Source organism: Pedococcus sp. P2_F6 (genome assembly GCF_056403675.1).
This window is the reverse complement of record NZ_JBFUEZ010000003.1, coordinates 676,653-690,493: the sequence shown is the minus strand read 5'-3', so window position 1 is coordinate 690,493 and position 13,841 is coordinate 676,653. Positions and strand designations below refer to the sequence as shown.

General features: G+C 71.0%; 13 protein-coding genes, 1 tRNA gene and 1 other RNA gene. 6 read left to right on the top strand and 9 right to left on the bottom strand.

Annotated features, from left to right (window positions below; genetic code table 11):
* Window positions 1–111: 111 nt before the first annotated feature.
* A complete protein-coding gene (locus tag AC1DWP_RS11210) occupies window positions 112–966 on the bottom strand; it encodes a LytR C-terminal domain-containing protein (protein WP_477614532.1) in 855 nt (284 codons plus the stop codon).
* Between the two features lie 148 nt (window positions 967–1,114).
* Between AC1DWP_RS11210 and AC1DWP_RS11205 the strand changes: the two genes are divergently transcribed.
* The gene (locus tag AC1DWP_RS11205) at window positions 1,115–1,618 is read left to right on the top strand and encodes a hypothetical protein (RefSeq protein WP_477614531.1); all 504 of its coding nucleotides are present in this window, start codon (window positions 1,115–1,117) and stop codon (window positions 1,616–1,618) included.
* A 21-nt stretch (window positions 1,619–1,639) separates the two neighbouring features.
* On the opposite strand, the gene AC1DWP_RS11200 is transcribed toward AC1DWP_RS11205, so the two are convergent.
* Entirely contained in the window at window positions 1,640–2,731 is a 1,092-nt protein-coding gene (locus tag AC1DWP_RS11200; protein WP_477614530.1) for an aspartate-semialdehyde dehydrogenase, read from the bottom strand.
* The gene (locus AC1DWP_RS11195) at window positions 2,728–3,999 is read right to left on the bottom strand and encodes an aspartate kinase (protein WP_477614529.1); all 1,272 of its coding nucleotides are present in this window, start codon (window positions 3,997–3,999) and stop codon (window positions 2,728–2,730) included. The genes AC1DWP_RS11200 and AC1DWP_RS11195 overlap by 4 nt, the downstream gene beginning before the upstream one ends.
* 154 nt (window positions 4,000–4,153) lie before the next feature.
* Here AC1DWP_RS11195 and AC1DWP_RS11190 point away from each other — a divergent pair, with 154 nt between their 5' ends.
* The gene (locus AC1DWP_RS11190) at window positions 4,154–5,068 is read left to right on the top strand and encodes an ABC transporter ATP-binding protein (RefSeq protein ID WP_477614528.1); all 915 of its coding nucleotides are present in this window, start codon (window positions 4,154–4,156) and stop codon (window positions 5,066–5,068) included.
* Window positions 5,065–6,216, top strand: a complete 1,152-nt coding sequence (locus tag AC1DWP_RS11185; protein WP_477614527.1) for an ABC transporter permease — start codon at window positions 5,065–5,067, stop codon at window positions 6,214–6,216. The genes AC1DWP_RS11190 and AC1DWP_RS11185 overlap by 4 nt, the downstream gene beginning before the upstream one ends.
* Before the next feature lie 56 nt (window positions 6,217–6,272).
* Here the strand turns inward: AC1DWP_RS11185 and AC1DWP_RS11180 are convergent, their stop codons facing one another.
* The 5 genes from AC1DWP_RS11180 to AC1DWP_RS11160 all read right to left on the bottom strand — a co-directional run bounded on the left by AC1DWP_RS11180 (window position 6,273) and on the right by AC1DWP_RS11160 (window position 10,817).
* Window positions 6,273–6,659, bottom strand: a complete 387-nt coding sequence (locus tag AC1DWP_RS11180) for a VOC family protein (protein WP_477614526.1) — start codon at window positions 6,657–6,659, stop codon at window positions 6,273–6,275.
* 116 nt (window positions 6,660–6,775) lie between these two features.
* Entirely contained in the window at window positions 6,776–7,327 is a 552-nt protein-coding gene (locus AC1DWP_RS11175) for a DUF5063 domain-containing protein (RefSeq protein ID WP_477614525.1), read from the bottom strand.
* Complete coding sequence (gene recR / locus AC1DWP_RS11170; RefSeq protein ID WP_477614524.1) at window positions 7,320–7,919, bottom strand: recombination mediator RecR; 600 nt, start codon at window positions 7,917–7,919, stop codon at window positions 7,320–7,322. The genes AC1DWP_RS11175 and recR overlap by 8 nt, the downstream gene beginning before the upstream one ends.
* Before the next feature lie 10 nt (window positions 7,920–7,929).
* On the bottom strand, window positions 7,930–8,493 hold the full coding sequence (locus AC1DWP_RS11165; protein WP_477614523.1) for a hypothetical protein: 564 nt from the start codon (window positions 8,491–8,493) through the stop codon (window positions 7,930–7,932).
* An 8-nt stretch (window positions 8,494–8,501) separates the two neighbouring features.
* A complete protein-coding gene (locus tag AC1DWP_RS11160) occupies window positions 8,502–10,817 on the bottom strand; it encodes a DNA polymerase III subunit gamma and tau (protein WP_477614522.1) in 2,316 nt (771 codons plus the stop codon).
* Between the two features lie 96 nt (window positions 10,818–10,913).
* Between AC1DWP_RS11160 and AC1DWP_RS11155 the strand changes: the two genes are divergently transcribed.
* Window positions 10,914–11,609, top strand: a complete 696-nt coding sequence (locus AC1DWP_RS11155) for an ABC transporter ATP-binding protein (RefSeq protein ID WP_477614521.1) — start codon at window positions 10,914–10,916, stop codon at window positions 11,607–11,609.
* Window positions 11,606–13,009: a hypothetical protein gene (locus tag AC1DWP_RS11150; protein WP_477614520.1), complete on the top strand. Its 1,404-nt coding sequence runs from the start codon at window positions 11,606–11,608 to the stop codon at window positions 13,007–13,009. Before AC1DWP_RS11155 ends, AC1DWP_RS11150 begins: the two co-directional genes overlap by 4 nt.
* Window positions 13,010–13,111: 102 nt before the next feature.
* Here the strand turns inward: AC1DWP_RS11150 and ffs are convergent.
* Window positions 13,112–13,210: signal recognition particle sRNA small type (ffs, locus tag AC1DWP_RS11145), an RNA gene on the bottom strand.
* Between the two features lie 132 nt (window positions 13,211–13,342).
* On the opposite strand from ffs, the gene AC1DWP_RS11140 reads away from it, so the two are divergent.
* A tRNA-Ser gene (locus AC1DWP_RS11140) sits at window positions 13,343–13,430 on the top strand.
* The last annotated feature ends 411 nt before the right edge of the window (window positions 13,431–13,841 follow it).

The following is a 13,841-nucleotide window of genomic DNA, read 5'->3' as shown; positions in this document are numbered from 1 at the left end:
GGCACACAGGAGGGAAACGGCATACACAGGGCGAAACGTCATGGGGCACCCACTGTGCCTGTTCGCCCGCTCCGATGCCAAGCCCGGGACGCGGACGCTCTCAGGTCGTGGTCACTTGCAGGGACGAGCCACCGTGGGCACCGCCTGCGTGGGTCGGGGAGGCAGCGGGGGCACGTCGGCGACCGGAGTCAGCTCCGTGAACGCGTTGCCGATGACGAGGTCCACCCCTGCTCCGAGGCGGTCGTCCTTGACGAGCTGGGCGCCCGGGACGTGTCCCTGCAGCAGGGTCGCGGCCAGGTCACCCTCCTCGCCGTAGCGGATGACGGCGGTGCCCATCTGCAGGGTCCGCAGCGGGTCGTTGGACACGTCCTTGACCTTGAACCCGCGGGCGGCGACGGCGTCGGCGACGGTCTTGGCCAGCCCGGTCTTGTAGGTCGTGTTGTAGACGTTGACCTTGACCTCGGACGGAATGGGCTTGAGCCGCGCCGGAATCGCAACCAGCTGCTGGTAGCCCAGGCCCACGACGACGTCGACCGAGGTGCCCGTCCGGGTGTCCGCGAACAGCTTCGCGCCGGGGATCTGGGAGGCCGCCAGGAGCGCCTGGTCGAGCCCCTTCGGGCCGTGGTGAACGACGGCGGTCTGGGTGACGTACCAGGACTCGGGAGCGTTGCTGATGCCCCCGACGGTGAACTTGCGCTTGGCCAGGCCGACGGCCACCTCTGCAGCCACGCCCTGGCGGCCGGTGGCGTTCATGACGTTGACGGTGAAGGAACCTCGTGCCGGCGCGGGGACGACGACAGGGGTGCAGGCGGGCTTGGGCGGCGGCGGGCTCATCCAGCCCGCTGAGTAGGCCGCCGTGATGCTGGCCGTGCCCAGCAGGACGCCGGGGATGGTGACGAAGAGCATGACCTGGCGCATCCGGTGCTTGCGCCACAGCTGGGTGGGTGTGAGGTCCTCGTCCTTCATCTGGTGCCCCCTGGCTCGTCTCTGATCGTGAGTCACAATCGTCACACCAATCACACCAGTCACATGTCAATCGACACGCGGACGACACGATTCGTCATCCACCCGTGATCCCGCGGCCCGACGAGGGCGTGCGCGAGGATGTGCGCCCATGACCCCCACCAGCACCCAGGCCGCGAGCGCCCCGCGACGCGGTCTCGTCGGCGCGATCGCGACCGTGCTGCTCGCCGTCCCACTGGTGACCGTGGCGGGTTGCGGCGGACCGGACGGGATCGAGGGCCAGGTCATCGCGGTCGACGACACCGGCCAGAAGGACCGGCCCCTCGGGGGCGGTTGGGTGGCCGTGCTCGAGGACGGCTCGCTGTTGGACTTCCTCGGGAAGGCCGGCATCGACGTCCCCAGCAGTGACGACCTGCCCTACGTAGGCGGACGCGTCCTGCACGACGACGTCACGGCTGCCGGCGGTGTCCTGGCGACCATCGACGAGGACGGGAAGTTCGCGCTCGAGGTGAGCGGGCGGCATACCGTGTGCCGGATGACGGAGGCGGCGCAGGTGGACGTGCTGCACGGCTGTGCCGTCGTCGACCTGCCGCAGGACGGCAGGCTCCAGCTGTCGGTCGGGGAGGCCGGCCTGCGCGCGACCCTCGACGACTGAGGGCCAGCCGACGACTGACGGTCAGCCGACGACGGTCAGGTCCTTCGCGACCAGCTCGGCGACCTGCACCATGTTGAGCGCAGCGCCCTTGCGCAGGTTGTCGCCGCAGATGAAGAAGTCGAGGGTGTTGGGGAAGTCCAGCGCCTGGCGCAACCGCCCCGCGAAACGCGGGTCGGAGCCGACGATGTCCGACGGCGTGGGGAACTCGAGACTGTCGGGGTCGTCGAGCACCACCACCGCGGGCGCCTCGACCAGGGCCTGGCGGGCTTCGGCCACGTCGATCTTGCGGGCGAACGTGGCGTGGACCGCGACCGAGTGCGTCGTGATGACGGGGACCCGCACACAGGTCGCCGAGACGCGCAGGTCGGGCAGCCCGAGCACCTTGCGGGTCTCGTTGCGGATCTTGAGCTCCTCGGATGTCCAGCCGTCCTCGGCCGCCACCCCGATCCAGGGGATGACGTTGAGGGCCAGGGGCGCCGGGAACGGCGACTCGGCACCGAGCTCGTGCTCGATCAGCCGCCGCACGTCACCCGGCTGGTGGCCGAGCTCGCGGTGGCCGGCGACGACCTCGAGCTCGTCGTAGAGCCGGCCCATGCCGACCCGTCCGGCACCGGAGGCCGCTTGGTAGGAGGCCACGACCAGCTCGGTGAGCTCCCACCCGGCGTGCAGGACGCCGAGCGCGTCGATCATGGTCAACGTCGTGGCACCGGGATTGGCGATGATGCCCTTGGGCCGGTTGCGGATCTGCAGGGGGTTGACCTCGGGGACGACCAGGGGGATGTCGGGGTCGCCGCGCAGCGCCGAGCTGTTGTCGATGACGACCGCACCACGGGCTGCGGCGATGGGCGCCCACAGGGCAGCCACCGGGGCGGGGACGTCGACGAGGGCGATGTCGACGCCGTCGAAGAACTCGGGCGACAGCTCCTGGACGACCACCTCGCGGCCGCACACGACCAGCACGGTCCCGGCATCCTCGGCGCAGGCGGCGGCCCGGATCTCGCCCCAGATGTCGGCCCGCATCGCGAGCACCTGCTGGGTCACCGCCCCCACGGCTCCGGTGGCTCCGACCAGTGCGAGGGTCGGGCGCGGGGCCCTCGAGGCGAGTGAGGTCACCGGCCGGTGCCCCCGTAGACCACGGCTTCGCCCTCGGTGGAGTCGAGCCCGAAGGCCGAGTGGACCGCTCGCACGGCGTCGTCGAGGACCTCGGCCCGCGTCACCACCGAGATGCGGATCTCGGACGTCGAGATCATCTCGATGTTGACGCCGGTGTCGGCCAGCGCCTTGAAGAACGTCGCCGAGACTCCCGGGTGCGACCGCATCCCGGCGCCCACCAGCGACAGCTTGCCGATCTGGTCGTCGTACTGGATCGAGGCGAAGCCGACCGACTCCTGCACCTTCCTCAGCGCATGCACCCCGGTCTGGCCGTCCGTCTTGGGACAGGTGAACGAGATGTCCGTGAGGCCGGTCTCGGTCGCGGACACGTTCTGCACGATCATGTCGATGTTGATCTCGGCGTCGGCGCAGGTCTGGAAGATCGCCGCCGCCTTGCCGGGATGGTCCGGGACGCCGACGACGGTGATCTTGGCCTCGCTGCGGTCGTGGGCGACACCGGCGATGATGGGGGCTTCCACGGTGTCTCCTTCAACTGGTTTGTCCGTGACGATGGTGCCCTCCTTCGCTGAGAAGGAGCTGCGAACGTGGATGGGGATGTCGAAACGGCGGGCGTACTCGACGCTGCGCAGGTGCAGGACCTTCGACCCCGAGGCTGCCAGTTCGAGCATCTCCTCGTTGGAGATGCGGTGGATCTTCCTGGCCGCCGGGACGATTCGCGGGTCGGCCGTGAAGACCCCGTCGACATCCGTGTAGATCTCGCACACCTCTGCGTTGAGGGCGGCTGCCAGCGCGACGGCAGTCGTGTCGGTCCCGCCGCGGCCGAGCGTCGTGATCTCCTTGGTGTCCTGGCTGACGCCCTGGAACCCGGCGACGATGACGATGTGGCCCTTGTCGAGGGCGTCGGTGACCCGACCCGGGGTCACGTCGATGATGCGGGCCCTGCCGTGCGAGGAGTCGGTGATGACGCCCGCCTGGCTGCCCGTGAACGAGCGCACGGTGTAGCCCAGGTCGGCGATCGCCATGGCCACGAGCGCCATCGAGATGCGCTCCCCCGCAGTCAGCAGCATGTCCAGCTCGCGGGGCGGGGGCTGCGGGCTCACCTGGTTGGCGAGGTCGAGCAGCTCGTCGGTGCTGTCGCCCATGGCGGACACGGCGACGCACACGTCGTTCCCGGCCTTCTTGGCCTCGACGATCCGGCGGGCGACACGCTTGATGCTGGCTGCATCGGCCAGCGATGAGCCGCCATATTTCTGGACGACGATCGGCACGGTTGGAACTCCTGTGGACCCGAGACGGCGGTGCGGCGGTGCGGAGTCGCCAGCATAACTGCCGTCCTCATCGTGGGACGTGGGTGCCGCATGCCGGACGCGGGTGAGTACGAAAGCCCATGGCAGGCGGGTCCTGCACCGCTAGCCTTCGCGCATGAGCATCGAGGTACAGGGGGTGCGGCGAGCGTTCGGGGACGTGCTCGCCGTCGACAGCATCAGCCTCACGGCCCAGCCGGGCGAGGTCACGGCGTTGATCGGTCCCAACGGTTCGGGCAAGACGACGCTGCTGCTGATGATGGCGACGTTGCTCGTGCCGGACCAGGGGCAGATCCGCATCGACGGGCTCGACCCCGTCAGCCAGCCGACCGAGGTCCGGGCCAAGATCGGGTGGATGCCCGACGGCTTCGGCACCTGGGACGCGCTCACGGTGCGCGAGGTGCTGCACACCATCGCCGCGGCATACCGGATGCCTGCGGACCGGGCACGGGCCCGCACCGACGAGCTGTTGCACACAGTGCACCTCGACGACCTCGCGGACCGTCGCGCGCGGGTGCTCTCGCGAGGGCAGAAGCAGCGGCTCGGCCTGGCCCGCGCCCTCATCAACGACCCCAGCGTGCTCCTGCTCGACGAGCCGGCTTCCGGACTGGACCCGCGCAGTCGCATCGAGCTGCGCGATGTGTTGAGATCCCTTGCGGCACAAGGCAAGACCGTGCTCGTTTCCAGTCACATCCTCACTGAGCTCCAGGAGGTCGCCGACCGCGCCGTCATCGTGGCGCGCGGGCGGAGCCTCGAGACCCAGAGCCTCGACGCGGACTTCGTCGCGACGGCGATGGCCTCCTGGCGCATCGACTCGCTCGACCCTGAGGACCTCACCAGCTGGCTCGAGGAACACCACGTCCCCGCGATCCGGGTCGGAGGCGGCCTCACCGAGGTCGAAGTGGCCGGGGAGGAGAACGCCGCGCGGCTGCTCGCCGACCTGGTCCGCGACGGCATCCGGGTCATCGCCTTCGCTCCCAGTCAGGGCGCCCTCGAGTCCGCCTACCTCGCAGCGACGGAGGACCGGCGATGAGCTGGCACGGCATCAGGACGATCGCAGCCCTCGAGCTGCGTCAACGTGTCCGCACCTCGCGCTGGCCGATCGTGCTGGCGGTCTGGGTCATCCTCATCGCGGGGGTCACCTTCCTCGCCTACTGGGCGACGAACGACCCCGACCTCAGATCGGGATCGGCGATGTACGACATCGTCGTCTTCTTCGTGCTGGGCCTGTCCATGCTCATCGTTCCCTCGCTCACCGCGACCTCGGTCAACGGCGACCGCGAGCACGGGGTCCTCGCGACCCTGCAGACGACGCTGCTCTCACCCTGGGACATCGCGCTCGGCAAGCTGCTCTCGGCGTGGGCGATCTCGCTGGCCTTCCTCACCAGCGCGCTGCCGTTCCTGGCCTGGGCGTGGTTCGAGGGAGGCATCTCGGCGGGGGGCATCGTGATGTCCCTGGTGGTGCTCGTCCTCGTGCTGGCGGTGGTCTGCGCGATCGGCCTGATGTTCTCCACGCTGACGGCGCGACCTGTCGCCTCGGCCGTGCTGACGTACCTGACGATGGGAGCCCTGGTCTTCGGCACCACCATCGGGTTCGGACTCAGCGCCTTCCTCGTGACCCAGGAGGAGACCCAGAAGGTCTTCGGCATCCCCGAGTCGTGGTACCAGACCCACCAGGCCCCCGCCTTCGACCCCAACGACCCCAACCTCACCCCCGAACAGCTCGAGCAGATCCAGAAGAGCCAGGTCGAGCCGACGCGCGCGGACTGCACCACATTCACGCGTCGCGCGACCGTGGCGCACACGGAGCGCATCTGGTGGATGCTGCCGCTCAACCCGTTCGTCGTGGTCGCCGACGCCGCGCCCTCCCAGCCCCGCAAGACCAACGGGATGTACTCCAGCGGCTTCACCCCCATGCGCTGGATCAGCGCCGGCTCACGGATGGCGCGCAACGGGCCGGACGCCGTGGCGCAGGAGTGCGCGAACTTCGTGGGCCAAGGTCAGGGGGACTTCACGGACGAGAGCTATGTGGACCCGCTGGACGAGGCCCTCGACACCGCTCCGGTGTGGCCGTTCGGTCTCGGGTTCCTGCTGATCGCCGGCGTCGGCGCCGGGGTGGTGGCGGGTCAGCGGCTGCGGACGCCGATCCGCCGACTGCCCAACGGGACCCGCATCGCCTGACCGCTCGCGCCGCCGGAGATGCGTCGCACTTCCGGCGAGACGGGTATGCCGTACCTCTAGTACGTCGAGCCCCTGCGCCAGGCCATCTCCTGCAGCTCGAAGCTGTTGCCGTCAGGATCGGAGAAGTTCGCTCCCTTGACACCACCGCCGAAGTCGTGGATCTCGCTGACCTCCACGCCTCTGCGGACGAGCTCGGCACGGGCCTCCGTGATGTCCTCCACGACCAGGTGCAGGCCCCTGGCACTCCCCGGCTCACCCGCGTACACCTCCAGCCCCGTCCCGAAACCGATCGAACAACCCGAGCCCTCTGGCGTCAGCTGGACGATCCGGACACCCTCGGCGGGCCGCACGTCAACGTCCTTGGTGAAGCCGAGCTTGTCGCCGTAGAAGGCGATGGCCCGGTCAACGTCCGCCACCGGGAGCGGAATCAGTTCCAGCTTCATCTGCATCGCAGTCGAACCCCCTCGGTCTGCTCTCGATTCACGTGCTCTTGCAGCACGTCTTTACGTGATCTTGCAGCACGCCCGGACGCCCGGACGTCCGCACCGCCGCGCGGGTGTCAGGGGTGCAGGGCGTCGAACTCGGCCTCGGAGACCCGCTCCTCGTCGGCGTCGAGCCGGATGTGGCCGAGCAGGGACTGCAGGACCCGCAGGGCGGAGGCCGCCCGCTCGCCCCAGTCGGAGAGATAGCTGAACTGCCACCACCAGAGCGCCTCGGACATGCGCCCGGCGTCGTAGTGCCGCAGCCCGTGGGCGAGTGCGGAGGCGACGACCGTCACGTCGTTGGACAGTGATCCGGTGGCGAGCTCGGTGGAGGTGACGGGGTCGACGAGGTCGGCGTACTCGTCGAGTCCCTCGAACAGGTTCGCGACGCCCGTGCGCAGCGGGTCGAGCTCGGCCTCGACCGTGTCGGCCTCGAACCGCTCCGCCGGGAGGATGTCCTCGATGGCGCCGAGCCGGGCACCCATGACGAGCGCCTGGGACAACGCGAGGAGCGTCATCGGGATCGCCGCGTCCGGCGCCGTCCCCGAGGCCACCTCGGTGACCGTCGAGAGATAGGCGCGGGCGTCGGCGGCCGACTCGTCGGCCAGCACCCGCAGGTCGTCAGACATCGAGAAGCCTCCTGCCTTCGAACGCCCGGCCGAGGGTGACCTCGTCGGCATACTCCAGATCGCCACCCACGGGCAGACCCGACGCGAGCCGGGTCACCCGCAGCCCCATGGGCCGCAGGAAACGGGCCAGGTAGCTGGCCGTCGCCTCGCCCTCGAGGTTGGGGTCGGTGGCGATGATGATCTCGGTGACCTCGGCCGACGCGAGCCGGGTCATCAGCTCCTTGATGCGCAGGTCGTCCGGCCCGACACCGTCGATCGGGCTGATCGCCCCACCCAGCACGTGGTAGCGCCCGCGGAACTCGCGGGTGCGCTCGATGGCGACCACGTCCTTCGGCTCCTCCACGACGCAGATGGCGGTGCCGTCACGGCGCGGGTCGGCGCAGATCCGGCACTGCTCGGACTCCGCCACGTTGCCGCAGGTCTCGCAGAACCGCACCTTGGCCTTGACCTCGGTGAGCACCTCGACGAGGCGCTTCACGTCGACCGCGTCGGCCTGCAGCAGGTGGAAGGCGATCCGCTGGGCGCTCTTGGGACCGACTCCGGGCAGTCGCCCGAGCTCGTCGATCAGGTCCTGGACCACGCCTTCGTACACACCAGTGAGCCTATGCCCTCGCGGTGTCGCTGGTGGGCTGGACCCGCTCGCGAAGCCCTGCCGCCAGGCCCATGACGGTGAGCTGGTCGAACAACCCGCCCAGGTGCTCCGCCACGAACCGGTGCCTGACCGGCGCCAACCGCAACCGCAGCTGCACCCGGGTGCGTCGGTCACCGACCGGTGTCAGCCGCAGGCACCAGGTCAGGTGGGTGCGGCCGCGGGTCGAGCCGTAGAGCAGGTGCCGGGCCGGTGCGAGCTCTACGACGGTGAACGTCGCGTCCGCTCCACCCCAGTCCGGGATGACGTCGCCGACCGAGAGTGCCTGGTGGCGGTCATCGAGCCTCCGCAGCCCTCGACGGGCTGGCGGCACGAACCGCTCGACCGCCGCGGGGAGGTACCACCCGGCTCGCCGCTTCCCCAGCTGGACGATCCACGGCCACACGGCGTCGGGGGGAACCTGCAGGGTGAAGGCACGGTCCATCACGACGTCCGCGGGGGCCACGACGTCGTCGCCGGGCAGCGACGACGCCCGCTCGGCTGCGGTCGGACGCGTGAGGAGCTCGGCGACCTGCATCGCAGCGGTCAGGGACCTTCGTCGATGACCTTGCCGCCGAGCAGTCGCTCGATGACCGGCCTGCCGACCTCGCCCAGCTCGGCGATGTCCTCGTCGTCGGCACTGGCGGCGCTGTCATCGGCGACATAGGTGTCAGGCGTGCGCGCTGGCTCCTCCGCCGCCACGGCAGCCTTCGCCGCGGCCAGCCTCGAACCGGTGCCCGGCTCGGCGGCGGGCGCGGTCGCCGGCTCGGGGGGTGGTGTCGACGCAGCCCCCGCCACGTCGTCGCTGGCCCAGCTCGGGCCGTTCGACGGGCCGGACGAGGCGGTCGCCCAGCCGCCACCTGTCTCCGGGGGTGGGCTCGAGGCAGCGAGGCCCGCGTATGCCGCCGGGCCGCCAGAGCTTCCCGCCGCACCGCCGTCCGTCCCGCCCCGGGGGCGCGACGGCGCGGGGTTGTCGCCCTTGACTGCCGGGTCGTCGGACGGGAACCGGTTGGCGGGAGCGACGGTGGGGTGGGCCTCGCCGCTCGGTGCGGAGACGGCGGCATCGGGGGTGGGGATCCCCTCGACGCGTGCGTCCACGCCGAGCACGTCGATGAGCGCCTGACGGACCAGGTCGGCGTGCGGGCCGTGCCGGAAGGTGTTGGCGATGCCGACGGTCGAGATGCCCAGGACCACCTTGGAGCCGTCGTAGTCGTAGACGGTCGCATGCTCGGAGAGCAGGGTCCACGTCGTGCGCTTGTGCTTGAAGATCCAGCCGAGGATGTCCGGCCACGCCCGGCGGATGGCCGCGACGTCGATGCCGCCGGTGGGGGTGCTGGTGCGCGGCGCCTCTGCGGCAGCGGCCGGCTCGGTCGCCACTGGCTCGGTCGCTGGGGGCTCGGTCGCTGCGGGCTCGGTCGCCACCGGCTCGGTCGCTGCGGGCTCGGTCGCCAGAGTGCCGCGAGCAGGCTCGGCAGCCACAGGCTCGGTGGCCACACGCTCGGGCGACCCTGACTGGTGCTGCGGCTCCGTCGACACGTCGTGCTGCTCGATGGCCCGCGTCGGTGCGGGGGTCGGGACGGGCTCGGGCGGGGACTCGGACGCAGGCACGGCTACCGGCTGCGGGGTGGCCGGCGCCGCGGGGGCCGAGGGCGACGTGGGGGGGACGGGTGCTGCCGCTGCACGGGCCACTGAAGGGACGCCCTCGACGTCGAGGCGACGTTCGAGGCGGTCCAGGCGCGCGGCATACCCGGACTCACCGGAGGCGGCGGGGAGCAGCACGCGCGCGCAGATGAGCTCGAGCTGGAGTCGCGGCGCGGTGGCGCCGGTCATCTCGGTGAGGCCGGCGTTGACGATGTCGGCGGCGCGCGACAGGGCCCCACCGCCGAAGGCGGCCGACTGCTGACGCATGCGTTCGAGCTGGTCCTCGGGCACGCCGCGCAACACCGAGGACGCGCCATCGGGAACCGCCGCCACGACGATGAGGTCGCGCAACCTCTCCAGCAGGTCCTCGACGAACCGACGCGGGTCGAGGCCGGTCTCGATGACGCGGTCGACCTGGTGGAAGACCCCTGCGGCGTCGGCCGCGGCGAACGCGTCGATGATCGCGTCGAGGAGCTCGGCATCGGTGAAGCCCAGCAGGGCGGCCGCACCCTCGTAGGTCAGCCCCTCGTCGCTCGACCCGGCGATGAGCTGGTCGAGCACCGACAGCGAGTCACGCACCGAACCGCCGCCCGCGCGCGTGACGAAGGAGAGCACGCCGGGGGCCACCGCGACGCCCTCCTGCTCGCACAGGCTGCCCATGTAGTCGGAGAGCTGGCCGGGGGGGACCAGCCGGAACGGGTAGTGGTGGGTGCGGCTGCGGATCGTGCCGATGACCTTCTCGGGCTCGGTCGTCGCGAAGACGAACTTCACGTGCTCGGGCGGCTCCTCGACGATCTTGAGCAGCGCGTTGAAGCCCTGCGGCGTGACCATGTGGGCCTCGTCGATGATGTAGATCTTGTAGCGGCTCTGCGCCGGACCATAGGACGCGCGTTCGCGCAGGTCACGGGCGTCGTCGACACCACCGTGGCTGGCGGCGTCGATCTCGATGACGTCGACGCTGCCGGCGCCACCGCGGGCGAGCGCGACGCACGAGTCGCACGTGCCGCACGGGGTCGGCGTCGGCCCCTGCTCGCAGTTGAGGCAGCGGGCCAGGATGCGGGCGCTGGTCGTCTTGCCGCACCCGCGAGGCCCCGAGAACAGGTAGGCGTGGTTGACCCGGCCCGTGCGCAGCGCTTGCATCAGGGGCTCGGTGACGTGCTCCTGGCCGATGACGTCGGCGAAGGTCTCGGGCCGGTAGCGGCGGTACAACGCGGTGCTCACCTCGGGAACCCTAGTCGCCCCCGACGACATCCGCGGCGTCCGCGCGCGTCGGGCGTTCAGACCCGGGTGGCACACTGACGGCGACGAAGGAGGCAGATGTTCGCACGGCGCAGACAGCCCACCGCCGAGCCGGATCCGGGCGGGGAAGGGACGACCCAACCGCTGACCCTGACGGCCACCGGAGTCGCCAAGGAGATCGACGGCAACGTGCTCCTGCGGCCCGTCGACCTGGCCGTCACCTCCGGGCAGTGCGTCGTCCTGCGCGGGGAGAACGGCAGCGGCAAGACCACCCTGCTGCGGATCCTCGCCGGCACCCTCGACGCCTCGTCGGGCACTGCCGGCCTCGACGGGCAGCCGCTCGACGAGCGCGACCCGGCCACGCGCGCCCGGGTGGCCGCGCTCATCGGCTCGCCCACGGCATACCGCGACCTGACCCTCATCGACCACCTCGTCCTCATCGACTCGACGTGGGGCGGGGCCATCGGCACCGCGGACGAGCGGGCGGACGCGATGCTGGCCGAGCTGGAGGTGGACCACCTCTCCGAACGGTTCCCCCACGAGCTCTCGTCCGGGCAGCAACACCTCTTCCACCTCGCGATGGTGCTGTTCCGCCCGGCCCGGGTGCTGCTGCTCGACGAACCAGAGCAGCGGCTCGACACCCACAAGCGCGCGCTGCTCACCGACATCCTGCTGGCCCGCAAGGCCACCGGCGCCGCGCTCGTCGTCGCCTGCCACGACCCCGCCATGACGGCCGCCCTGGGTGACGCGGTGGTCGACATCGTCGGCCCATGAGCGACCCCTCCGTCGAGGTCGCCGGACCGGCGACCGACCGCGAACGCCTCGCCCAGGCGCGCGAAGTCATCCGGGGCGGCCTGCCCGACAAGGGCAACGGCAATGCCGTGTATGCCGCCTACGTCGCCGTGATCGCGTCCCTCGTCTACGGGGTGCCGGCGTCGCGGGCCTTCTTCGAGTTCGTCGACCCGGCGTGGCTCTCACGTCACCTGACCGGGGTCCAGGGTGTCCTCGTCGTCGGTGCCGTCGTCGTGGCACTCCTGCTGCTCGCGCACCGGCTCGGCTCGGTGCGGGGCCCGGTCGTGCCCGACCTGCCCTACCTCGACCACGTCGTGGTCAGCGGCCTCGACCGCGCCGTCGTGCTGCGCCGCTCATGGCGGCTCAGCCTCCTCGGCTGCCTGGTCGGCGGGCTGCTCACCGGTGCGGTGATCGGCACCGGCATGGTGGTCGCCGCAGTGGCGTCGCCGCTGGCCCTCGTCCCGACCACTCTCGGGGGCCTGGCGGTCGGGCTCGGCTTCGCCGGCGCGTGGCTGTGGGGGCAGGTACGGTCCTGGCCCACCGGCACGAGAGGTCCCGGGACGGTCCTGCGCGAGGTCCGTTCGCTGCGGGCCCTGCACCACGTCAGCCTGCGGACCCAGGCCGCGCGCGCCGTGACGATCGGGGGTGCGGTGCTCGCGGGTGACCTGCGCGCTGCCCGGCTCGACGTCGCCTCCCCCACGACGCGGCTTCGTCGTCGGCGGCTGCGTGCCCGCGGGCCGGTGGCCGTGGTCGCCGCGCGTGACTGGCTGGGGCTGCGACGATCACCCGGAGCGCTCATGGTCGGCGCGATCCTTTCCGGTGGCGGGTGCTGGGCGCTCGCCCACGCGGCGACCCCAGGGGTCCCGAACATCGTCGCCTTCGTCGGCATCGTCGCCTGTTACCTCGGCTACGGCGCCTGGGCCGAGGGGATGCGACTGCAGGGGGACAACGCCGGGACGACGCCCCTCATCGGGCTGGCGTACGGGCAGGAGGCGCTGGCCCACCTGGTCGCCCCCTCCCTGTTGTATGCCGTCGTGGCGCTGCTCGCGGGCGCCGCGGTCGCGTTGACGTCGACAGGCGGCGTCGCCGTGGTGGTCTGGCCCCTTGCCATGGTCGCCCTTGTGGCGGGCGCGCACCTCATGGCCGCCTTCCGCGGCCTGCCGCCGGTGTCCTTGTTCTCGCCGGGCTCGGCCGTGATGTCGGTTGCCTTCTGGTACGCCCGCCCGCTGCTGCTCACGGTCATCGGCGGGGTCGCCGCCTCGGCGCTGCTCACCCGGTCCGGCGCGTCGAACGCGCTCATGGTCCTGGTGCTCGCGTCCTACGCGGCCGTCACCTTCGGCCGGCGCCGCGTCCGGCTGCTCGACGAGGGCCACCGGACCTGAGCCGGCCGCGCCAGGCATTCGGGGCGAGTGGCCGAAAGTACGGCGTCAGGACCCGCCAAGCGCCCGTGCTTTCGGGCGAGTGGCCGAAAGTACGGGCGGGCACACACGGGGACACCCCGCGTACCTGGAAGAGCTCTCCTACCCTTGCTGCATTCCTGCCCTGGGGGAGTTCGGAGAGGTACCACCACACGGGGTGCCTGCGGCCAGTGTAGACGTGGGGCCAGCGGGTCTGCGAATCCGCTGGCCCGACCGGCACGCCGGACCTGGCCGGCCCTGGCCGCGCCATCTGAGGCGATTTCAGGGCAGGCCGTTCGCTCAGGTAGCCTCCTCGGCGGAGGATTCGCATAGTGGCCTAGTGCGCACGCTTGGAAAGCGTGTTGAGTGAAAGCTCTCAGGGGTTCGAATCCCCTATCCTCCGCCAACCAGTGACAGGGCCCCCCACGCAGGTGCCCTGTTCGGCTTTTAGTGTTGGTTTCGGGGCATCGGCGCCGGCTCTCCCGTACGCTCGACCAGATGGTCGAGCCGGGAGGGCCGGCGCTTCATCGTTCCCTGGGGGTTGGCTGTGGCGGGTGTCGAGGTGGCTACTGCGTCGGTGGAAGGTGCCGGCACAAGTGGTGCTGCTGCCGACTCCGGAGGTTCCTTGCCACCTGCTCAGCTCGAATCTGTCGCCTGCCCCGACCCGGCCCACACCAGGGGGCGGGTCCGCCGGCGCGGGTTGCGTCGCGCTAAGGGTGCCGCGAAGCAGCGCTACGAGTGCGTCGCTCCCGATGGGACCAGCCACTTCTTCCTGCGGGCGCTCACTGAGGAAGCGCCTACGCCAGCGGTGACGCTC

Bases quoted from the DNA above. Each gene is read 5' to 3' on its own strand.
- AC1DWP_RS11185 (WP_477614527.1), top strand. From the start codon at position 5,065: ATGAGCTGGCACGGCATCAGGACGATCGCAGCCCTCGAGCTGCGTCAA.
- AC1DWP_RS11205 (WP_477614531.1), top strand. From the start codon at position 1,115: ATGACCCCCACCAGCACCCAGGCCGCGAGCGCCCCGCGACGCGGTCTC.
- AC1DWP_RS11155 (WP_477614521.1), top strand. From the start codon at position 10,914: ATGTTCGCACGGCGCAGACAGCCCACCGCCGAGCCGGATCCGGGCGGG.
- AC1DWP_RS11210 (WP_477614532.1), bottom strand. From the start codon at position 966: ATGAAGGACGAGGACCTCACACCCACCCAGCTGTGGCGCAAGCACCGG.
- AC1DWP_RS11190 (WP_477614528.1), top strand. From the start codon at position 4,154: ATGAGCATCGAGGTACAGGGGGTGCGGCGAGCGTTCGGGGACGTGCTC.
- AC1DWP_RS11180 (WP_477614526.1), bottom strand. From the start codon at position 6,659: ATGAAGCTGGAACTGATTCCGCTCCCGGTGGCGGACGTTGACCGGGCC.
- AC1DWP_RS11150 (WP_477614520.1), top strand. From the start codon at position 11,606: ATGAGCGACCCCTCCGTCGAGGTCGCCGGACCGGCGACCGACCGCGAA.
- AC1DWP_RS11175 (WP_477614525.1), bottom strand. From the start codon at position 7,327: ATGTCTGACGACCTGCGGGTGCTGGCCGACGAGTCGGCCGCCGACGCC.
- AC1DWP_RS11165 (WP_477614523.1), bottom strand. From the start codon at position 8,493: ATGCAGGTCGCCGAGCTCCTCACGCGTCCGACCGCAGCCGAGCGGGCG.